Below are 20,913 nucleotides of genomic sequence, written 5' to 3'. Positions count from 1 at the left end.
TGGGACTCGCTAAAGCTGCCCGCGAAACTGGAAACGCCCGCTTTACGGGCGCTGTTGAGACAGGATCGCACCCATGAAGCTGGTGACCGGCAACTCCAATCGCGCCCTCGCTCAAGCCGTTGCCAGCTATCTCGAACTTCCCCTCACCGATTGCACGGTCAAGCGCTTCTCCGACAACGAGATCTATGTCGAAGTGCATGAGAATGTGCGCGGCGAGGATGTGTTCATCCTGCAATCGACCAGTTTCCCGGCCAATGACAATCTGATGGAACTGCTGATCCTCACCGATGCGCTGCGCCGCTCCTCGGCGCGCCGCATCACCGCCGTCCTGCCCTATTTCGGCTATGCGCGGCAGGATCGCAAATCGGCCTCCCGCACCCCCATCTCGGCCAAGCTCGTCGCCAACCTCATCACCGAGGCCGGCGTCAATCGCGTCATCACGCTCGATCTGCATGCCGCCCAGATCCAGGGCTTTTTCGATATTCCCACCGACAATCTCTATGGCGCGCCGGTTATGGTCCGCGACATCCAGGAGAATTATGGCTCGGGCAACGTCATGATTGTCTCGCCCGACGTTGGCGGGGTGGCCCGCGCTCGCGCCATCGCCCAGCGCATCGGGGCAGATCTGGCCATCGTCGACAAGCGCCGCCCCCGCGCCGGCGTGTCCGAAGTCATGAACATCATCGGCGACGTTTCCGGCCAGGCCTGTATCCTGATCGACGATATCGTCGACTCGGGCGGCACGCTGGTCAACGCCGCCGAAGCCCTGCTCAAGGCCGGCGCCAAGGAAGTGTCCGCCTATATTACCCATGGCGTGCTCTCCAACAGCGCCGCCGAACGCATCGCCACCTCCAAGCTCAAGGAATTGGTGATCACCGACTCGATCGAAGAGACGGACCTGACCAAGAAAGCCGCCAATATCCGCCGCCTCACCATCGCGCCCCTGATCGGGGAGGCCATCGCCCGCACCGCCAGCGAGCAATCGGTGTCGAGCCTGCTGGACTGATTTCTGCCCATCGCCATTCGAGCGCAGCTCTCATGGCCTTCTCACCTAAATTTCTGCCACTGGCAGAAATTTACCTTCGGCCGGCTGGAAGTGTCGAAATCTCCCACCCTCGCGCGACATAGCCATGACGGGCTATGGTGCCCGCTGGAAGGAGACGCGCGATGAAATATCTGCTGATGCTCTATGCCGACGAGAAAGCCGGCGCCGCCATTCCGCCCGAGCAGATGGCCGGCTTCATGGGCAAGCTGCATGCCTATCAGGAAACCCTCGAAAAGGCCGGTGCCTTCGTCGCCACCGCCGGTCTTTCCCCGACCCTCGACGCCAAGACCATCAAGCTCGATGCCGGCGAACTCAAGGTGCATGACGGCCCTTATGCCGACACCCGTGAGCAATTCGGCGGCTACTACATCATCGAGGCGCCCGATATAAATCGCGCCGTGGAACTGGCGGCCCAATGCCCCGCCGCCACCTGGGGATCGATCGAAATCCGCCCGTTTCACGCCAATCGATAGATTTTTTTAGCCAAGAGTCGAAACCCGTCTTTCCCCTTCGACATAGTTGCATCGGGGCGCCGCTCCGATCCAACCACGGAGACGAAAATGAAGTTCATGCTGCTGATCCACGGCAACGAGCAGGCCATGATGGCCGCGACACCCGTCAATCCCACCGGGATGAACCCGGAATATGCCGCCTATAACGAAGCGCTGATCAAGGCCGGCGCCATGCTGGCGGGCGACCGCTTGCGTCCCACCACGACTGCCGCCAGTGTTCGCATCCGTAACGGCAAGACCGAAGTGCTCGACGGCCCCTATGCCGAGACCAAGGAACAGCTTGGCGGCTATTACCTGATCGAAGCCGCCGACATGGACGCCGCCATGGATTGGGCAGGCCGCTGCCCCGCCGCCCAATGGGGCACAGTTGAAGTCCGCCCCGTCTGGCCGACCCAGGGATAAGACCAATCGACATTCAGCTCAGGCTGAGCCGAAAATGGTAGTTTGCGAGAAACCGGACCGGAGCGTACGTTTTTGTACGTGAGGACCGGAAGCGCAGAAAACTGCCATTTGCGGGCCAGCATTAGCTGAATGTCAGCCGGTCGAAAGGAAAAAACCATGCGCTACATGCTCCTCATCCATCACGACGACGAAGCCCTCGCCAAGGCACCACCCTCGCTCTGGGGCGAATATGCCGCTTTCCGCGAAGCCCTGCTCAAGGCCGGCGCCGGCACGCCGGGCGAACGTCTGGGCTCCAGCAAGGACGGCAAGAGCGTCACGCGCCGCTCCGGCACCCCGGAAATCCTCGACGGCCCCTATGCCGACACCAAGGAACAGTTTGCCGGCTATGTGATGCTCGACGTGCCCGATCTCGACGCCGCCATCGCCTGGGCCGCCCGCTGCCCCAGTGCGCAATATGGCACGGTCGAAGTGCGGCCCATTTGGCCGACCCGCGAACCGTGAGTGAAATAGGCAACGAGGCGCGCCGTGCCGCCGAGCGCGTGGCGCGCGACAGCTATGGCCGCCTCGTCGCCTTTCTCGCCGCCCGCACCCGCGATGTCGCGGGCGCCGAGGATGCGCTGGCAGAAGCCTTTGCCAGCGCCCTCAAATCCTGGCCGGACGACGGCGTGCCGGACAATCCCGACGCCTGGCTGCTGACCGTGGCCCGCCGCCGCCAGACCGATGCCGCCCGCCGCCGCTACACACGGACCGCCGGGGAGGTTCATATCCAGCTCATGGCCGAAGAACTCGAAGACGCCGCCGCCCATCCCGACGCCATTCCCGACCGGCGCCTCGCGCTGATGTTCGCCTGTGCCCATCCCGCCATCGAGCGTGGCATGCGCGCGCCGATGATCCTGCAAACCATTCTGGGCCTCACCGCCATCGACATCGCCGCCGCCTTCCTCATTCCGCCCGCTACAATGGGCCAGCGCCTGGTGCGCGCCAAAACCCGCATCAAGGACGCCGGCATCCCCTTTTCCATCCCCGAGCGCGAAGACCTGCCCGACCGGCTCGATGCCGTGCTTGAAGCCATCTATGCCGCCTATGCCAAGGGCTGGACCGAAATCGGCGATGCCGCTGCTGACCGCCTGGCCGACGAAGCCATCTGGCTCGGACGGCTGGTTGTGTCGCTGCTACCCGACGAACCCGAGGCCAAGGGCATGCTCGCTTTGATGCTCTACGCCGAAGCCCGCCGCCCGGCCCGGCGCGATGCCGATGGCCTCTATGTACCGCTCGAACAACAGGACATCGCCCTGTGGGATGAGCCGCAGGTCATGGCCGCCGAAGCCCTGCTCCGCGCCGCCAATCGAGCCGGCCCCACCGGCCGTTATCAAATCGAAGCGGCGATCCAATCCGCCCACATCGCCCGCCGCGTCACCGGCCAAGCCAATTGGCCCACCATTGTCACGCTCTACGATGTGTTGCTGCAGCTGACCAACTCGCCCGTCGTCATCCTCAACCGCGCCGCCGCCCTTGGGGAACGCGACGGCCCCGAAGCGGCCCTCACCAGCCTCGACACCATCGCCGATGACAAACGCATGGCCGATTACCAGCCCTATTGGGCCGCCCGCGGCCACTTCGCCGCCCGCGCCGGCCGCAAGGATGAAGCCCACGAGGCCTTCACCCTGGCCATCGGCCTCTCCAGCGACGAAGCCGTGCGCCAATACCTGAGCGGCCAGCGCACGGCACTTAACGACGGCTAACCGCACCAGTCCCTTGCCCCTGCTGCCCCTTTGAGCTATAGCCCGCCCCATGAAGCGCTCGTCACCCCTGGAGGACGGGCGCGTATGTCGTTGTAGTGGCGGCATGCACCAACCAGAATGGATATTTCCATGGCTGAGACTAGAGTGCTCAAGGCACAGGCGCGTGAGGGAGTGGGCAAGGGGGCCGCTCGTGAGCTGCGTCGTCAGGGACTCGTTCCCGCTGTTATCTACGGTGACAAAAAGCCCCCCGTCACCATCTCCATCGCCTACAAGGATGCGATGAAGTCCATCTATGCTGGTGGCTTCCTCAGCCACGTCCTCGAGCTGGACGTCGATGGCACCAAGCATTCGGTGATCCCGCGCGATTACCAGCTTGATCCGGTCAAGGACTTTGCCCTGCATGTGGATTTCCTGCGCGTCGGCAAGGGCTCCAAGCTCAATGTCCAGGTGCATGTCAACTTCATCAATGAAGAAGCCAGCCCGGGCCTGAAGCGCGGTGGTACGCTCAATATCGTGCACCACACGCTCGACCTGACCGTCGATGCATCCAATATCCCTGAAGAAGTCACCGTCGATCTGACGGGTCTGGATATCGGCGATACCATCCACATCTCCAACGTCAAGCTGCCGGCCGGTGCCACCGACCACAGCCACGAAGAAGACGTGACGATCGCCACCATCGTTGCACCGTCGGCGCTCAAGTCGTCTGAAGGCGGCGAGACCGATGCCGCTGAAGGCGAGGGCGAAGCAAAGGCCGAGTAATCGTCTTTTGTCTTTGCGCTAGACTATTGGGGCGGCCTTCGGGTCGCCTCATCCATTTTCGGAGCTTTCGATGAAGCTGCTCGTGGGCCTGGGCAATCCGGGCAACCAATATTCCGGCAACCGGCACAATATTGGCTTCATGGCCATTGATGCCGTGGCGCGCGAGCATAATGCCGGTCCCTGGAAGACCAAGCACTCCGCGCTGCTGTCCGAAGCCAGTATCGATGGCGAAAAGGTCATGCTGCTCAAGCCGCAGACCTTCATGAACCGCTCGGGCGATAGCGTTCAGCAGGCCGCCCAGTTCTATAAGATCGCGCCCGCTGACATCATCGTGCTCTATGACGAACTCGATCTCGCCGCGGGCAAGGTGCGGGTCAAGGTCGGGGGCGGCAACGGCGGGCACAATGGCCTGCGCTCCATCGATCCCCAGATCGGGCTCGACTACAAGCGCATCCGCCTCGGCATCGGCCATCCCGGCAAGGAATTCGTCACCCACCATGTGCTGGGCGATTTCGCCAAGGCCGACCAGGCCTGGCTCGATCCCCTGCTCGACGGCATCGGCAAGCATATCGGGCTCGTGCTCAAGGGCGACGACAACGGCTTCATGAACAAGCTGGCGCTGGCCAATGCTGCCGAACCAGCCCTGGCCAAGGCAACCCCCAAGGGCCAGAGCCATATTCGCCAGGCGCGCCCGGCCAAACCACAGGCCGCCCTCCCCGAAACCGGCCCCATGGCCGCCATGCTCAAAAAACTGTTCAAGGGCGAATAAAGCCTGGTCCACTCCCGCGTCACAACTGCGCGACCTTTCGGCCACACCGCCGCTAAAGTTATCAAGCGGTAATGATTTTTTGGCCTATTTAGGTGCATGGTGAACGAAATCCTGCCGGGGTCCGATTTGCTTAAGACTAGTCTTGCCAGCCTCGCCGCCATAGCGGCGCTGTCATCTGTTTCGGCGGCGGCACTCGCTTGCGAGGATTTGCGCATGGTCCCGGGCGGCATCGTGACCCAGGTCACCGATGGCGACACCGTCGTGCTCGACAATGGCCTGGTCGTGCGCATGATCGGCACGCAGGCCCCCAAACTCCCGCTGGGCCGCGATGGTTTTGAGACCTGGCCGCTGGCGCCGGAGGCCAAAACCGCGCTCGAAGCCATTGCCCTCAACAAGCCCGTGCGCCTCGGCTATGGCGGTGAAGAGATCGATCGTTATGACCGGGCGCTCGCTCATGTCTTCGTCGATGGTGCGGATGGCGAGATCTGGGCGCAGCAACACATGGTCGCGCAAGGCCTGGCCCGCGTCTATTCCTTCCCCGATAACCGCAAATGCCTCGATCTGCTGTTCGCGGCCGAAGGGCGTGCGCGTTTGGCCGGGCTTGGCATCTGGGCCGATCCCTATTACAGCACTCGTGCGGCGGATCGGCCGGCCGATCTTCTGGATCGGCAGGGCCATTACGAACTTGTCGAGGGACGTGTCCTGCTTGCCGATCAATCCGGCGGGCGGGTCTATTTGAACTTTGGCCGGTTCTGGAAAGAAGATTTCACCGCAGTGATCGAAGCGTCTGCGCTCAGGCTATTTGCCGCGGACGGCATCGATCCATCGGCCCTAGAAGGGGCGCTGGTTCGTATCAGAGGCTGGGTGGACGATCGGGATGGCCCACGCATCGAGATTACTCATCCCGAACAGATCGAGGTTCTGGCAGCACGATGACGGGCACCAAGCACATCATCAACAAGGGTTTGCGCAATGGCTTGCTGGCGGTATCGCTGCTGGCCCTGTCGGCCTGCACCAGCTTTACCGGCTCCCAGATCGCGGTCAGCCAGACCGGTGACATGCCGGCGCCCACTGTGGTTCCCGAGGGCACCGATCCCGAAGACGTGGTCATCGGCCGCCGCGAGCATCCGCGCATCATCGCCGCCTATGGCGGGGTCTATTCCGATCGCGCCGCCGAAATCATGGTGGCCCGCATTGTCGGCCGCCTGCTGGCCGCTGCCGACCAGCCCAATGCCCAGTTCCAGGTGACGATTCTGGACACCTCCGAAGTCAACGCCTTCGCCCTGCCCGGCGGCTATATCTATGTGACGCGCGGCATCCTGGCGCTCGCTTCCGATACCAGCGAATTGGCCGCCGTGCTGGCGCACGAAATCGCCCACGTCACCCTGCGCCATGCCCGCGCCCGCACCGACCGCACCCGCACCACCGCCATCGTCGATCGCGTCATCACCGGCGTTTTGGGCGGGGACACTTCGACCGACGCCACCGCCAACCGCACGCGCCAATCCATGGCCGCTTTCGGCCAGCAGCAGGAACTCGAAGCCGACCACGAAGGCATCAAGTTCGCGGGCAAGGCGGGCTACGATCCACAGGCCGCCGCGCGTTTCCTGGGCGTCATGAGCCGCTTTGCTACCTTCTCGGCTGGCCAGAACGGCAATAATGCCGGGTTCTTGTCCTCTCACCCATCGACGCCCGCCCGCATCCAGAAAGCGCTGGACACCGCCCGCACCATGTTCGGCCAGGCCCAGGTCGGGGAAACCGACCGTGCCGGTTACCTCGATTCTATCAGCGGCCTGACTTTTGGCGACAGCCCCGCCCAGGGCTCGATCGTCGGCCGCAAATTCATCCATTCGGCCAGCAAGTTCACCTTCACCGTGCCCGATGGCTATACGCTGCAGAATTCGCAAAGCGCCGTCGTGGGCGTGGCGGGCGATGGCGAAGCCGTGCGTTTCGACAGCGCCGATGTGCAAGCCAATATCGGTCTTGCCGACTACCTCAAATCGGGCTGGATCGCCGGCCTCAAGACCGACAGCGTCACCTCGAGGACCCTCAACGGCATCGAGATGGCCTCGGGCGTTGCCCAGACCGACCAATGGTTCTTCCGCGTTTCGGTCATGCGGCTCGATGGCCAGGTCTATCGCTTCATCTTTGCTGCCAAGGCCGATAGCGCCCGCTTCTCGGCCGGTGCCGAGGCAACGCTCACCAGCTTCCGCCGCGCTGAAAGCAGCGATCTCAATGCCATCCGCAAGGTAGCCATCCGCGTCGTCACCGCCAGGTCCGGCGACACCGCCGATAGCCTGGCGCGCCAGATGGCCGGCCTCAGCCGCGGCGCGGAACTGTTCTACATCATCAACGATCTATACCCCGGCGATCCCATCCAGCCGGGACAGAAATACAAGGTCGTCGTGCTGCAATAGGGGGCTGGGCCACGGCCTCAAAGTCGCCACCCACGGTGTCCCGATTGGCTCTCAAGGAATGCTGTCGGCGGCCTCGCCGATAATCGTCGCCGCGCTGCCCGCGCCGACGCCGAACAAGGCCGTGATACTCTCGCCCAACAGGGCAAAGGACACCATCAGTGCGACGGCGATGAGCCCCGCGAGCAGGCCATATTCAATTGCCGTGGCGCCGGTTTCGTCCCGGAGAAAATGCAACAACGCCTTCGTCATGCCGGCCCCCGGGCATCTGGCTACAACAGATCGCAGAGCGCCGCGATCAGTGGTTCGTCCGCCGGCGGCATCGGGTAGTCGCGCAGGGCCTGGGGGCGCACCCATTTGAGGGCGGAATGTTCCCTGGCCTGCGGCTGTCCCTGCCATTTCCGGCAGACGTAAAGTGGCATTAACAGGTGAAAAGTCTCGTAAGAATGACTGGCGAAAGATATCGGTGCCAGGCACGCCGTCTTGGTCGACACGCCCAGCTCTTCCTCCAGTTCGCGGATCAGCGCCGCCTCCGGGCTCTCCCCCGGCTCCACCTTGCCGCCGGGAAATTCCCACAGGCCCGCCAGGGACTTACCCTCGGGCCGCTGCGCAATCAGCACACGGCGATCAGCATCCACCAAAGCACAGGCGACGACGAGAAGGATGTGGCCGCTCATGCCGCGCTCGGGATGCGATAAATGTAATCATATTGGTATGTATAACCCAGCGACCCATAGAGCGCCTTGGCGGCCGGATTGTCCGCCTGCACATTGAGCGCCGCGACCGTCGCCCCGGCCTCTTTCGCCCAGGCCAGCCCAGTGCGCATCATGGCAGCCGCCAGCCCTTGCCGCCGCCGCGTCGTATCCGTAATCACATTGCCCGTGACGACAACGCCCTCGCCCACGGCCATCAGGCCGGTGGCGACCGCCTGACCATCGCGATAGACCACCACGCCCGCCGCCGGCACGGCCATGACCGCCAGCAGTGCCCGCAGGCGCGCCACATTCTCATCGCTATAGCCCCGCAGCCCCTGCTGCGCCGCAAGAAATTCCGGATCAAGCAGCTCAAACAGCCGCCCCTCGGGGTCAGGCTCATGCTCGCCCAGCGGCATGGCATAGAGATGGCTGTGATCGACCGTCGCCCAGCCTCTGGCGTCCAGGGCCGCATTGAGCGCCTCACTCGCTAACGGCGTCGTGCGAACAACCACCGGCAATCCACGTGCCGCAAACCACGCCTGCGCCGCATCCAGCCGCGCCTCGGCATTGGCGCCATCGCTCACATCGAAGCACTGCAGCGAATTGGCCCGTTTGGTGTAGCCGCCAGCGGCACGGCGCACCCAGGCGCCATCCCAATCGACTTCGATCCCCGGCCAGGCCGCAAGCCCGGCCCGCTCGAAGGTGGCAATATCGGGCAAGGTCATATCAGCTCCGATAATCGCCATTGATGGTGATATAGCCATGTGTCAGATCGCAGGTATAGACGCTCGCCTTGCCCTCACCCAGCCCCAGGCTGACGGTCAGTTCCAGGTCCTCGCCCTTCATATAGGCGCTGGTCGCCGCCTCGTCATAGACCGCGGCACGCTCGCCATCCTTGGCCACCAGCAGATCGCCAAAGCGAATGGCCAGCTTGTCGCGATCGGCCGGCTCGCCGGCCTTGCCCACGGCCATCACCACGCGCCCCCAATTGGCGTCCTCGCCGGCAATGGCGGTCTTGACCAATGGCGAGTCGGCAATCGACTTGGCAATGCGGAACGCGCTTTGGTCGGAGGTCGCCCCCTCGACATGGATGGAAACCTGCTTGGTCGCCCCCTCCCCGTCACGCACCACCTGGATGGCGAGGTCGAACAGCACATCGGCCAGCGCCGCGCCAAAGGTCTCGGCGCGCGGATCATCGAGGCTGGCAATCGCCTCGACCCCGGCCTTGCCGGTGGCAAAGGCCAGCAGCGTATCGGAGGTGGAGGTGTCACTATCCACCGTGATGGCATTGAAACTGGTCTGCACATGCCGCGCCAGCAGCGCCTGCAGCACCGGCGCCGCAATCGGCATATCGGTGACCACGAAGCTCAGCATGGTCGCCATGTCAGGCGCGATCATGCCGCTGCCCTTGGCAATGCCGTTGATCTTGACCTCGACCCCGTCGATCTCGAAAATCGCGCCTGACAGTTTGGGGAACGTATCGGTCGTCATGATCGCCTTGGCCGGCTCCATCCACGGCCCGGCGTTCACCCGCGCCGCCATATCGTCCAGCACACCGGCAAATTTGGACGCATCGAGCGGCTCCCCGATCACCCCGGTAGAGGCCAGGAAAACCTCGGACGGCGCGCAACCCAGCGCCTTGGCGGCATAATCCGCCGTCAGCTCGACGCTCTGTTTTCCCCTGGTGCCGGTAAAGGCATTGGCATTGCCCGAATTGACCACCAGGCCCCGCGCCACCCCGCCGGGCAGATTGGCCTTGCACCAATCCACCGCCGCCGACGAGCATTTCGAGCGCGTCAGCACGCCCGCCGCCGTCGTGCCCTCATCAAACGCCATCAGCAGCACATCGGTGCGGTTCTTGTACTTGATCCCGGCTTCCGCCGTCGCGAAACGCACCCCGGCAATCGCGGGCAGGTCCGGATAGGATTTGGGAGCGAGCGGGGAAACGGGATGGGCCATCTGGGCTGTCCTCTTGGGGGCAAAAGCTGCCTCCGGGTTTGCCCCAAACGGGAGACGTCCGCAAGACAGGTTGCGGACGTTTGCGCGCACCATGCCCAACAGCTAGGCGATGGGCGCGAACTGAATGCCGCAATTCTTGACGCGGTTGACCTGCTCGATGGCCTGCATTTCGCCCTTGAACCGCGCCACCTCGGCTGCCGCTGCGCCATCGCCTTTCATGAAGAAGGCCGCGGGCCAGAACAATATGATGGCTACGCCTGTCATGGCCGCATCCTGGCTGCGATTCTTGGATTGCTGCCCAAAGGCCGCGGCCGCCCGGGCAGAGACACTTTCGGCTTCCGCCCGCAATTGATTACAGCTCAGGTTTTGGTAGAGCCCGGTCGAAACATAGGACGGTGCAATGTCCTTCGGCGGCGTGGCGCAGCCGGCAAGCATCGCCGCGGTGACCGCGATAGGTAGAACGAATTTCATGTAATTACCCCCAGAGAGTACTGGAGGTAGCAGAGCGTGTTCGCTGATGGCAGTCGGACTAATACCAAGGGAGCGGAACGAACTTTGGCGATCAAACGCTCCGCTCAATCCGGCAAGCCAACCTTGAAAAACCCAAGCCCTACTGGTATTTCGGTCTTGCTGGCCCCGTAGCTCAGCAGGATAGAGCACAGGATTCCTAATCCTGGGGTCGTGGGTTCGAATCCCGCCGGGGTCACCAATTTCAGTCTGCCGCCGCCGCGCCGGCCCTCTCGGTAAACACCAGCCCGAGATAATGTTCGCCTGAGCGTACGACGTGGTCGCGCATGGCGCGTTCAGCGTCTTCCACTTGGCCCGCCGCGATCGTTTCGGCGATCAGCCTGTGTTCGGCCAGCGCGCGGGCACGTTCGTCCGGGTCAGAATGAATGATGCGGCGTGTGCCTTCGTCATAAAAGCGCTGCCGCTCGATCAGCCGCGCGAGATAGACGCATTGCGAGGCGATGTGGATCTGCTCGTGGAACACTTCGTTGAGCTCGATCAACCGCCCGGCGTCCCCCGCGGCACTGGCCTCGGTCATGGCTGCGATCGTCGCGTGCAACCCGGCGCCGGCCGCCTTGTCGATCCGCCGCGCCGCCAGATGGGCAATCATCGATTCGAGCGCCGCCCGCGCCAGGATCATTTCCTCCGCCCAGGTCCGGCTATAGAGCACCACGATGCCGCGCCGCGGCAGCGTCGAGATCAGCCCTTCGGTCTCCAATTGCCGCAGCGCTTCCTTGAGCGGGGTGGTGCTGACGCCCAGCTCTTCGGCCAATTGCCGCTCATTGAGCTTTTCCTGCGGCGCAAACCGCCCGGACAGGATGGCCATGCGCAGCGCCTTGTGCACATGATCGCGTAGCGTCAGGCTGAGCTTCGGATCAAGCCGTTCCAGCCGCGCCGCACCGTGATCCTGCATGACATTTTCTCCGCACCGAACCTGGGTATAGCAAGTTTCCGCTTGCGTGGCAGGCCCCTATGCCGCCGGCGCCCAGCCTCTATATTTGGGATGGCCCGCATTCAGCGGCAGCGCAATATCGGTCCCGGTTTCCGAGGAATGATAAATCGCCGTCACCAGCTCGAGCGCCTGCCTTGCATCGGCTGTCGTCACCGGCAGCGGCGCACCGCTGGTGATCGCCTGATGAAACAGCCGCAATTGGGTGGTGTGGCGCGAAGGCACGAATTGCCAATCGGCCAGCACGGCCTCGATCCGCGCGCCAATCTCGGGCGTCTTGGGAATGATCTGCCAATCCGCCTCGCCCGGCCGATAGGGCGCATGATCGCTTTCAAGGGTCAGGTTCTCGAAGGCCAAGCGAATGCGGGTCATCTGATCCGCCGAGCCCAAAGTCGCCGTCAGCGATACCAGCGCACCATTCTGCATGCGCAGCGAGGCCGATAGGCAATCCTCCACCTCGATGTCGTTGACGCGGGTATCGACCCGGCCAAACACCCGATCCACCGGCCCCATCAGATAGGTCATCATGTCATGCGGGTGGATGGCATGGGCCATCAGCACCCCGCCCAGTTCGGTCTTCCACTTGCCGCGCCACGGCACGGCATAATAGTCCGGCCCGCGCCGCCAGAAGGTTTCCACCGTCCCGGCATAGGCCTTGCCCGCCAGCCCCGCATCGATCACCGCCTTGGCCTTGGCCACCCCATTGCCATAGCGATATTGAAACACCGGCATCAACCGGCCCACCGAGCGCGCCTCCGCCGCCATGATCACATCGATCTCGGCCAGCGAGCCCACGAGCGGCTTTTCGCACACTACATGCTTGCCCGCTGCCAGCGCCGCTAGGGTCTGTTCCAGGTGCAACCCTGGCGGCGTGCAGATATCGATGACATCGATCCCCGGCATAGCCAGCAACGCTTCAAACGAGGTCGTGCGCCCCGCAATGCCGAACTCGTCACCAACCGCCGCCAGCCGTTCTTCGTTGAGATCGCACAGCGCGACCACCTCGAACAATTCGGCATTGGGCACATAGCCTTCCACCAGATGGGTGCGGCCCGCCCCACATCCCACGATCCCGACCTTGAGCTTGGCTATCATATCAAATTCCAATTGCCTGGTGTGCCCAGCCTCTGGCCGGGCACGCCTGAAGGCTTCTAGCCGCGAGCGACCGCCTGCGCCATGCCGGCAACGCCCTGTTCACTCGATTTGGCTTCGAACGCCACCTCTTCGGCCACGCTCATCGGCACTATCGCAATTGAAATCTGATATATCACTTGTGGGAAGCAGATCAAGATTAAAGCGCGAATAGAGCCGCGCACGCAGGCGTCCTCGCCGCGAACCATCAATATCGGAATTTCAGAAGAAGAACCGCGTCGCACCAAATGCGGCAACCGGTCGTGGCCCACTGCACACTCGCAAGCCTTGGAAAGAGGCGCGGCGGACCTCAGCCCGCCGCACCGTCGCAATTATTGCCCGGCGGCCTGGGCCGAGTACATGTAGCTGTCATAGGTATATTCGGCGACGCGGAACCACTCGAAGCTCTCGTCGCGGAATTTCTTCCAGCTCGGATAGATCGCCGCCCATTGCGGGTTGTTGGCGCTGTATTCCTCGTACAGCTCGAACGTCGCCTTGTAGGCCGCATCAAGCACATCGCGCGGCAGCGGCCGCAATTGCACGCCCTTGCCCACCAGCGAGCGGATCGCGGCGGTGTTCTTGACGTCGTACAGCGCCTGCATGTTGATATTGGCCGCCTTGCAGGCGGTGTCGAGCGCCACCTTGTAGGTTTCGGGCAGCGCTTCGTACTGCGCCTTGTTGATGTAGAAGTGGATGGTCAGCCCGCCTTCCCAATAGGCCGGGTAATAATAGTATGGCGCGATCTGGTAGAAGCCCAGGCGTTCGTCGTCATAGGGCCCGACCCATTCTGCCGCGTCGATCGTGCCGCGCTCCAACGCCGGGTAGATGTCTCCGCCCGGCAATTGCTGCGGCACCACGCCCAGGCGCGACATGACTTCGCCGGCCACGCCCGCGATACGCATCTTGATGCCGGAAAGATCGGCCAGGCTATTGATTTCCTTGCGGAACCAGCCGCCCATCTGCGCCCCGGTCGCGCCGCCCGGAATGCCGACAACGCCATATTCCTCAAGGAAGGTATTGTAGAGTTCATTCCCGCCGCCATGATAGAGCCAGGCATTCTGCTGGCGGGCATTGAGGCCGAACGGAATGGTCGAACCAATGGCGAAGGTCGGGTTCTTGCCGGTGAAGTAATAGCCGCAGGTATGGGCGATTTCGACCGTATTGGCCTGCACCGCATCGATGGCCTGCGGGCCAGGCACCAGTTCGCCCGCCTGAAACACCTGAATCTGGAACTTGCCATCGGTGATCTTGGAAAGGGCCTCGGCCATCACCACGGCGCCGCCATAGATGGTGTCCAGATTGTTCGGGAAGCCCGAGGTCAGGCGCCAGCGCAGCGTCGGCAGCTCCTGGGCGATCGCGGGCGTGGCCAGCACGGTGCCGGCGGCAGCGGCGACGCCGACAGCGGCGCCCTTGCCCAGAAAATTACGTCGATTGAGATCAGCAGTCACGTTCAGTCCTCCTCGGGTGTTTTAGGCATCAGGGAGCCGGAGCCGCCGGAGCGGGCTCGGCGCCAAAACTGGGTGCGGCCGGGGCCGCCTCTGGCACAGGCGCGCCAAAGCTGGGGGCAGCCGGAGCGCCAAAGCTGGGCGCTGGGGCACCAAAGCTGGGCGCAGCCGGACCACCAAACGGCGCCGCGGGCGTACCGAACGGGTTTTCCCCACCGGCGCCGGGCATCGGCACATTGAGTTGGATGCTGGCCGGATCGACCACCGCAGCGCTCGATTTGTAGTGGGTCACCAGCTGCGGGAAGAACATCACCAGCAGCACCATGACAAGTTGAATGCCCAGGAACGGAAGCGCGCCCATATAGATCTGCCCCGATGTCACCGGCTGGATGGTCGCGCCGGTCACCCTGTCCTTATAGGCGCGCGATGGCGCTACCGATCTCAGGTAAAACAGCGAGAAACCAAAGGGCGGATGCATGAACGAGGTCTGCATATTGATCGCCAGCATCACGCCGAACCAGATCAGGTCGATCCCCAGCGCTTCGGCCACCGGCGCCAGCAGCGGAATGATGATGAAGGCCAGCTCGAAATAATCGAGAAAGAAGGCGAGGAAAAAGACCAGCAGATTGGCGATGATCAGGAAGCCGATCACCCCGCCAGGGATCGAGGTCATCAGATGCTCGACCCAGACATGACCGTTGACTCCGTAGAAGGTCAGCGAGAACACCCGTGCGCCGAGCAGGATGAAGATCACGAAGGATGACAGCTTGGCCGTCGCATAAAGCGCCGACTTGACCATGGGCAGGTTGAGCTTGCGGTTGAGCGCGGCCAGTGCCAGCGCTCCCACCGCGCCCATCGCGCCGCCCTCGGTGGGCGTGGCAAAGCCGATGAAGATCGTGCCGAGCACGAGGAAAATCAGCACGAGCGGCGGCACCAGCGAGGTAACCACCCGGCCCAGCAGCTTCCAGCCGCGCAGCGTGCGCGCTTCCGGCGGCAGCGCCGGCACACTCTTGGGATAGATCATCGACATGACGATGATATAAGCCGAATACGCCCCCACCAGCAGCAGGCCGGGCACCAGCGCGCCCTTGTACATATCGCCCACCGAGCGGCCGAGCTGATCAGCCAGGATGATCAGCACCAGGCTTGGGGGAATGATCTGCGCCAGCGTGCCCGAGGCTGCGATCGTGCCGGCCGCGACTTTGCGGTCATAGCCATAGCGCATCATGATCGGCAGCGAGATCAGGCCCATCGAGATCACCGATGCCGCCACGACGCCCGTGGTTGCGGCGAGGATCGCGCCCACAAAGATCACCGCGAAGGCCAGCCCCCCGCGCACCGGCCCGAACAATTGCCCGATCGTATCGAGCAGGTCCTCGGCCATGCCGCTTCGTTCGAGGATCAATCCCATGAAGGTGAAGAACGGAATGGCCAGCAATGTCTCGTTGGACATCTGCCCGAAAATGCGATCGGGAATGGCGCCGAACAGATTGATCGGCAACAGCCCCATTTCGATGCCGACAAAACCGAAGGCAAAGCCGACAAAGGCCAGCGCGAACGCCACCGGATAGCCGAGCAACAGCACGACGATCAGCGACAGGAACATGATGGGCGCGAGATTTTCCGCGAAGAAGGCAAACATGATGAAATTCCCGGCTTAAAGAGCTGCAGCTTCAGCGTCGGCAAGCGACACCGGATCGGGAATTTGCCCGCGCAGGACGCCGATGCGCTTGATCAGTTCGGACACCCCCTGCAGGAACAGCAAGCCAAATCCGGCCGGGATCATCGCCCAGACCGGCCACAGCACGAGCCCGCCGGTATTGTTGGAGACTTCACCACTGGCGAATTTGGCCGCCACGATGGGCCAGGACAGGTAGATGGTGATCAGGCAGAACGGGAACAGGAAGAAAATCGTCCCCAGGATCTCGATCCACAACTGTGCCTTGCGCGGCAATTGCCCATAGACCAGGTCGACCTTGACGTGCTCGCTATTGAGCAGGGTATAGCCCGCCGCGATCAGGAACACGGCGGAGAACAGATACCACTGTGCCTCCAGCCAGGCATTGGAGCTGAGATTGAACAGCTTGCGCGTGGTCGCATTGATCGCGCTGATCAGCACAGCCGCCAGCAGCAGCCACGACACCGCTTTCCCGATAATAGTATTGATCGCGTCGATTGCGCGCGACAGCGCCAACAGACCAGCCATGAAGTCCTCCCGAGGGTTCCGCACGTTGGCGGACGGCTATTTGGGAGCCAGTGCTAGAACGCGCCACCCGGCCGGACAATATAGCCATATGGCCCAAATGCGGCCGCATACCCAATACTGGGTATGGGCCTGCCGCGTCTAGACCAGACCGTTCTCGATGGCATATCGCGTCAGTCCCGCGGTCGAGCTGACACCGAGCTTTTTCTTGATCTTCTTGCGGTGCGTTTCCACCGTTGCCGCCGAAATCGACAGCGCCTCGGCCACCTGCTTGTTGCTCTGCCCCCCAGCAATCAGCAGCAGTACCGAATATTCCCGCGCGGTCAGCGGCTGTACCGCCTCCCCACCACTGCGGCGTTCCAGCAGCACATCCGCGACGCCCGAAGAGAAGTACGTGCCCCCGGCCGCCACCATCTCGATCGCCTCCACGATTTCTTCGGTCGATACGTCCTTGAGTACATAGCCCGAGGCGCCATGCATCACCGAGGTCGAGATATATTCCCGGCTGTCATGCATGGAGAGCATCAATACCCGGGTTTCCGGCACCTGCTCGCGGAACAGCTCCAGCGCCTCAATGCCGTTGACATGGGGCATGTTGATATCCATCAGCGCCACTTGCGGCCGCATCGTCCGGGCGATTTCCAGCCCCGCCAGCGCCAGCCCGGCCACACCCACCACATGGATACGCTCGAAGGTTTCAAGGATCGCCTTGAGCCCGTCCAGCACCAGCGGGTGGTTGTCGACCAGCAGTACCTTGATCGGTTTTTCGCTCATGCCACTTCGCTCAAGGGGGCTTGCGGCAGGCTGGCCGATTTGGGCAGGCTCGCCTGCAGCCGCGTGCCGGCGGGCGAGGTTTGGATCAGCAATAGCCCGCCGAAATGGGCCATCCGCTCCTGCATGTTGCGCAGGCCCAGCCCGCCCATGCCGCTCTGTCCGGCAAAGCCCTTGCCGTCATCCTCGATAATCATCTGCACCCGCCCCTTGGGGCTGACCAGCGTGATCGAAACACTGCTGGCGCCGGCATGCCGCTCCACATTATTGAGCGCTTCCTGCGCCACCCGATAAAGCGCCGTGCTAGCCTCGGGCTTGGGCCGCACCTTGAACCCGCTATATTCCAACTGCGTCGCAATCCCGGTCCGCTCGGAAAAATTGTGGCACAGCGCTTCGAGCGCCGAACTCAGCCCCAGATCGTCCAGCACGCGCGGGCGCAGATCATGCGACAGGCGCCGCACTTCCTTGATGGCCCCGTTCAGCGCCTCGGCGCCCCGCTCGATGGCGCCGATGGCGTCGGCGCTGTCATTGCTGGCCTTGCGCCGCGCCAGGTCGATCGCATAGCGCACCCCGATCAGGTTCTGCGAAATCCCGTCATGCAGTTCGCGCGCCAGCCGCGAGCGCTCCTCTTCCTGCGTATCCACGATCCGCTGCGTCAATTGCTTGAGCTTGCTGTCCGCCATGCGCCGCTCGCGCGCATTGAGCAGCATGCAGGTGGCAAAAACGATCAGCACTGCCGGCACGGCAATCAATGCGACGATGAAAAACGTCTGCCCGATACTGGCCCGCAATTCGGCCTTGGCCGCCGCGGTCTGGGCGAAGACATCATCAAGATAAACCCCCGTCCCCAGCATCCAGCGCCATTTATCCAGCCCCACCGCAAATGACAGCTTGTCGGCCACCGCCCCAGCCGAAGGCTTCTCCCATTTATACTGGTGCAGCCCGCCGCCTTCCTTGGCCCGCTGGATCAGGTTGGCGATCACATGATCCCCGTCCGGGTCCACCAGACCGAGCCAGTTCTGCCCCGGGCGATAAGTCTGGCGCGGATGCACGACATTGTTGCCGTCATAATCGTAGACGAAGAAATAGCCGTCCTGCCCATAATCGAGCGCGGTGAGAATGGCACGAACCTGCTCCTTGGCCACCTCATCGTCCGGCCCCGCCGCCTGGTAGATATCGTCGATCGCCGAGATCGCCAGATTGGTGAGATTGAGCAGTTCGGTCTGCTTGGCTTCCAGCAGATTGCTTTCGAACGTATCGATACTGGTCTGGGCCAGCCGCGTGGACTGCCAGGTGATCAAAACCGTAATCGCGGATATCGCCACGATGAGCGGAATGATCGCCAGCGCCAGGATCTGATATCGCAGGTTCACCGTACTTTTCCCTTCGGCCTAACTCAGCCTCGTGGTTGTGCGTCCAAATGCGGCTTGCCGCAAGCGGTGGATACGGGCAGCGCCGGAACGCCGCCCGCCAGAGCCGCTAGAACTTGCCCTTATAGCTGATCGAGAAGGTCCGGCCGGGACCCTTGACGTAGTAATAGTCATCATAACCATAGGCCGGCACCGAATAGGCCTGCTGCACCACCGGCACATAATCGGCATTGAGCAGGTTCTCGACGCCCAACGTCAGTGTGCCATTGCCCACCTTGAAGTCGGCCGCGGCATCGAGCACGAAATAGGGCTCGATGGTCTGCAGCCCCAGGAACTCGCTGCTATCGGGGTCGCGGTAACCCGAAAACAGCCCCATCAGGCGATAGGTCGACCAGTCATTAGCCTCATACTCGGCATAGGCCGTGATCTTGGCCGGCGCGATGCGGTCCGACGGCAGATCGGCATCATATTCGCCGTCGCCATCGGTGTCGTAACGCCCTTCCATAAGGGTAACCGTGCCGCCCAGCGTCAACCCATTGTCAAAGGCATATTCACCCGCCACTTCAATGCCGTAGACCGCTTCGGGTGCCAGGATCAGATCGAGCGAGGACGAATAGCTCACCCCATTGTCGGAGGTGCTGTAAAAACCCGTCGTCGTAACGTTCCAATTGTCGCCATGGAAGCGCAGGCCGGCCTCGTAGCTATTGGTCTTCTGCCCGTTGGCGGCCAGCGAAGCGATGTTTGCCACATTGTTGTCGGTGGCGTAGCGCACCAGATTGCCCAACTGATAGCCCTGCGAGAAGCCGGCAAAAAGCGTCGCAAATTCGTTCAGGTCATGGGAGGCGCTGACATTGAACAGCGGTTCGGCCACATCGACCGTGCCACCGGCCACAGTAAAGCCATTGGCATTGACGAAAGTGGGTATCTCCAGCTCCATCGCCTCATAACGCACGCCGCCGGTCACCTTGGTCGTATCGTTCAAGTCGATTTCGAGCTGAGCGAAAGGTGCAATGCCATTCAGCGTGGCGCCGGGCGTGCCCGAAGGCCCGTCAATATCGTTGACCACAGTCTTGTCGTGCAGATAGTCGACGCCCCACGCCACATTCATGTCCGGCCCCAGCATGGGCAGCGGCGTATCAAAGGTGAGCCGCGCGCCATATTTGTCTGAGGCCGTCTCATATTGCGGATATTGGAAGCCAAGGAATTCGGTGCGGGTAAAGGTCGTGGTGTTCTGGTTGTAGAACACCTGCAAATCCATGCTGCCGCCCAGCACTTCCTCGTTGGAATATTTGCCGCTGATGGTCAGGTTATCGACCCCGGGCGTGCGCGTATTCAGGTTGCCCAGCGACGGGATGGCACTGGTACTGTCCTCGACGCTGCCACCGCTGACCGGGCCTGCCCAGACACTCTTCTGGGCATTGTCATAACGGTTGATCATCAATTCGAACCGGCTCGAGCCCATCTGATAGCCCAGCTTGCCCAGGATATTATAGGCCGTGACATCGTCCAGCCCGCCTTGGGAACCGAACGAATCCGGCGGCCGGCGCTCGCCATCGGCGGTAAAGCTGCTGCCGGTCTTTTCGAAGCTCCCGTTCAGCAGAAAATCCACGTCGCCGTCGCGGCCGCTGAGATTGACCACCCCGCTATAGGACATGGAATCGCCAATATCCGTCGGCGAGAACTTGATGCCGCTGCCATATTCCACCACAAAGCCATCTTCTTGTGGGGTCTTGGTGATGATGTTGACCAGCCCGCCCGGCGCGCCAAAGCCATAGGCGGCGGTAGCACCCCGCACCACTTCGATCTGCCCCACGGCCAGGCTCGAAATTGTATTGAGACCACGGAAATTATTGTTGAGCGTATTGGTCTGCGGGACGCCGTCGATCAACGTCAGGAAATTGCGCCCCCGCAGCGACTGGCCGTAATCGGTCATGTTTTCCGCGCTCTGGCCAAAGCCAGGCGTGGTCTTGGCCAGAATCGCGCCAATGGGCGTATTGACGCTCGACTGCCTGGCAATCTGCTCTTGATCTACCACCGTCACCGACACGGTGGATTCGCTGACCGGCGTCTCCGTGCGGTTGGGTCCGGACACGATCAGCCGCTCGAGCATGATCATTTCATCGGAAAATAACGTGGAATCCTGACCATAGGCAGTGGTTGCCAGCAGCAGGGAAGTAAGCGCACAAAGCCGCGCGGAGCGTGACAAAGACATGAAGCCCCCTTCGTCGTCAAAAGGT

At 62.6% G+C, this 20,913-nt stretch carries 23 protein-coding genes and 1 tRNA gene; 10 read left to right on the top strand and 14 right to left on the bottom strand.

Features of this window, described 5'->3' with window-relative positions:
• Window positions 1–73 precede the first annotated feature (73 nt).
• From FF80_RS19935 to FF80_RS19895, 9 genes are all read left to right on the top strand, one after another.
• The gene (locus FF80_RS19935) at window positions 74–1,006 is read left to right on the top strand and encodes a ribose-phosphate pyrophosphokinase (RefSeq protein WP_035103536.1); all 933 of its coding nucleotides are present in this window, start codon (window positions 74–76) and stop codon (window positions 1,004–1,006) included.
• A gap of 161 nt (window positions 1,007–1,167) precedes the next feature.
• Window positions 1,168–1,518 (top strand): YciI family protein, encoded by a 351-nt coding sequence (locus tag FF80_RS19930; protein WP_035103534.1) that lies wholly within the window; start codon window positions 1,168–1,170, stop codon window positions 1,516–1,518.
• A gap of 87 nt (window positions 1,519–1,605) precedes the next feature.
• Entirely contained in the window at window positions 1,606–1,959 is a 354-nt protein-coding gene (locus tag FF80_RS19925) for a YciI family protein (protein WP_035103532.1), read from the top strand.
• A gap of 156 nt (window positions 1,960–2,115) precedes the next feature.
• The gene (locus tag FF80_RS19920) at window positions 2,116–2,460 is read left to right on the top strand and encodes a YciI family protein (RefSeq protein ID WP_035103529.1); all 345 of its coding nucleotides are present in this window, start codon (window positions 2,116–2,118) and stop codon (window positions 2,458–2,460) included.
• Window positions 2,457–3,701, top strand: a complete 1,245-nt coding sequence (locus FF80_RS19915) for a DUF6596 domain-containing protein (RefSeq protein ID WP_035103625.1) — start codon at window positions 2,457–2,459, stop codon at window positions 3,699–3,701. The genes FF80_RS19920 and FF80_RS19915 overlap by 4 nt, the downstream gene beginning before the upstream one ends.
• Window positions 3,702–3,830: 129 nt before the next feature.
• On the top strand, window positions 3,831–4,463 hold the full coding sequence (locus tag FF80_RS19910) for a 50S ribosomal protein L25/general stress protein Ctc (protein WP_035103624.1): 633 nt from the start codon (window positions 3,831–3,833) through the stop codon (window positions 4,461–4,463).
• Window positions 4,464–4,533: 70 nt separating this feature from the next.
• Window positions 4,534–5,232: an aminoacyl-tRNA hydrolase gene (gene pth / locus FF80_RS19905; RefSeq protein WP_035103527.1), complete on the top strand. Its 699-nt coding sequence runs from the start codon at window positions 4,534–4,536 to the stop codon at window positions 5,230–5,232.
• 126 nt (window positions 5,233–5,358) lie between these two features.
• Window positions 5,359–6,168 carry a thermonuclease family protein gene (locus FF80_RS19900; RefSeq protein WP_244445839.1) on the top strand — a complete coding sequence of 270 codons (810 nt, stop codon included), beginning with the start codon at window positions 5,359–5,361 and terminating at the stop codon, window positions 6,166–6,168.
• A complete protein-coding gene (locus FF80_RS19895; RefSeq protein WP_052153794.1) occupies window positions 6,165–7,649 on the top strand; it encodes a M48 family metalloprotease in 1,485 nt (494 codons plus the stop codon). The genes FF80_RS19900 and FF80_RS19895 overlap by 4 nt, the downstream gene beginning before the upstream one ends.
• Before the next feature lie 51 nt (window positions 7,650–7,700).
• Here FF80_RS19895 and FF80_RS19890 read toward each other — a convergent pair whose 3' ends face one another.
• The 5 genes from FF80_RS19890 to FF80_RS19870 all read right to left on the bottom strand — a co-directional run bounded on the left by FF80_RS19890 (window position 7,701) and on the right by FF80_RS19870 (window position 10,771).
• Window positions 7,701–7,898, bottom strand: coding sequence for a Flp family type IVb pilin (locus FF80_RS19890; protein ID WP_035103525.1), 198 nt, complete (start codon window positions 7,896–7,898; stop codon window positions 7,701–7,703).
• 20 nt (window positions 7,899–7,918) lie between these two features.
• Entirely contained in the window at window positions 7,919–8,323 is a 405-nt protein-coding gene (locus FF80_RS19885; RefSeq protein ID WP_035103523.1) for a (deoxy)nucleoside triphosphate pyrophosphohydrolase, read from the bottom strand.
• Window positions 8,320–9,066, bottom strand: coding sequence for a GNAT family N-acetyltransferase (locus FF80_RS19880; RefSeq protein WP_035103520.1), 747 nt, complete (start codon window positions 9,064–9,066; stop codon window positions 8,320–8,322). Before FF80_RS19880 ends, FF80_RS19885 begins: the two co-directional genes overlap by 4 nt.
• A gap of 1 nt (window position 9,067) precedes the next feature.
• On the bottom strand, window positions 9,068–10,300 hold the full coding sequence (argJ, locus tag FF80_RS19875) for a bifunctional glutamate N-acetyltransferase/amino-acid acetyltransferase ArgJ (protein ID WP_035103518.1): 1,233 nt from the start codon (window positions 10,298–10,300) through the stop codon (window positions 9,068–9,070).
• A 102-nt stretch (window positions 10,301–10,402) separates the two neighbouring features.
• On the bottom strand, window positions 10,403–10,771 hold the full coding sequence (locus FF80_RS19870) for a hypothetical protein (protein ID WP_035103515.1): 369 nt from the start codon (window positions 10,769–10,771) through the stop codon (window positions 10,403–10,405).
• Between the two features lie 161 nt (window positions 10,772–10,932).
• Between FF80_RS19870 and FF80_RS19865 the strand changes: the two genes are divergently transcribed.
• Window positions 10,933–11,009: transfer RNA gene (locus FF80_RS19865), tRNA-Arg, on the top strand.
• A gap of 3 nt (window positions 11,010–11,012) precedes the next feature.
• Here FF80_RS19865 and FF80_RS19860 read toward each other — a convergent pair.
• The 9 genes from FF80_RS19860 to FF80_RS19825 form a co-directional block, all read right to left on the bottom strand.
• Complete coding sequence (locus tag FF80_RS19860) at window positions 11,013–11,720, bottom strand: GntR family transcriptional regulator (protein WP_081917565.1); 708 nt, start codon at window positions 11,718–11,720, stop codon at window positions 11,013–11,015.
• Between the two features lie 57 nt (window positions 11,721–11,777).
• A complete protein-coding gene (locus FF80_RS19855) occupies window positions 11,778–12,851 on the bottom strand; it encodes a Gfo/Idh/MocA family oxidoreductase (protein WP_035103513.1) in 1,074 nt (357 codons plus the stop codon).
• Between the two features lie 56 nt (window positions 12,852–12,907).
• On the bottom strand, window positions 12,908–13,159 hold the full coding sequence (locus FF80_RS21755) for a hypothetical protein (RefSeq protein ID WP_152558445.1): 252 nt from the start codon (window positions 13,157–13,159) through the stop codon (window positions 12,908–12,910).
• Between the two features lie 60 nt (window positions 13,160–13,219).
• Entirely contained in the window at window positions 13,220–14,335 is a 1,116-nt protein-coding gene (locus FF80_RS19850) for a TRAP transporter substrate-binding protein (RefSeq protein WP_035103511.1), read from the bottom strand.
• 28 nt (window positions 14,336–14,363) lie between these two features.
• A complete protein-coding gene (locus tag FF80_RS19845) occupies window positions 14,364–15,974 on the bottom strand; it encodes a TRAP transporter large permease subunit (protein WP_035103509.1) in 1,611 nt (536 codons plus the stop codon).
• Window positions 15,975–15,989: 15 nt separating this feature from the next.
• On the bottom strand, window positions 15,990–16,538 hold the full coding sequence (locus FF80_RS19840; RefSeq protein WP_035103506.1) for a TRAP transporter small permease subunit: 549 nt from the start codon (window positions 16,536–16,538) through the stop codon (window positions 15,990–15,992).
• Between the two features lie 138 nt (window positions 16,539–16,676).
• The gene (locus tag FF80_RS19835) at window positions 16,677–17,309 is read right to left on the bottom strand and encodes a response regulator transcription factor (protein WP_035103504.1); all 633 of its coding nucleotides are present in this window, start codon (window positions 17,307–17,309) and stop codon (window positions 16,677–16,679) included.
• On the bottom strand, window positions 17,306–18,679 hold the full coding sequence (locus FF80_RS19830) for a cache domain-containing protein (protein WP_035103502.1): 1,374 nt from the start codon (window positions 18,677–18,679) through the stop codon (window positions 17,306–17,308). The genes FF80_RS19835 and FF80_RS19830 overlap by 4 nt, the downstream gene beginning before the upstream one ends.
• A 106-nt stretch (window positions 18,680–18,785) precedes the next feature.
• Window positions 18,786–20,888, bottom strand: coding sequence for a TonB-dependent receptor (locus FF80_RS19825; protein WP_081917564.1), 2,103 nt, complete (start codon window positions 20,886–20,888; stop codon window positions 18,786–18,788).
• Window positions 20,889–20,913 lie beyond the last annotated feature (25 nt).

Source organism: Devosia sp. LC5 (assembly GCF_000735585.1).
In the GTDB taxonomy this organism is placed as follows: domain Bacteria; phylum Pseudomonadota; class Alphaproteobacteria; order Rhizobiales; family Devosiaceae; genus Devosia.
This window is presented reverse-complemented; position numbering and strand designations above follow the sequence as displayed.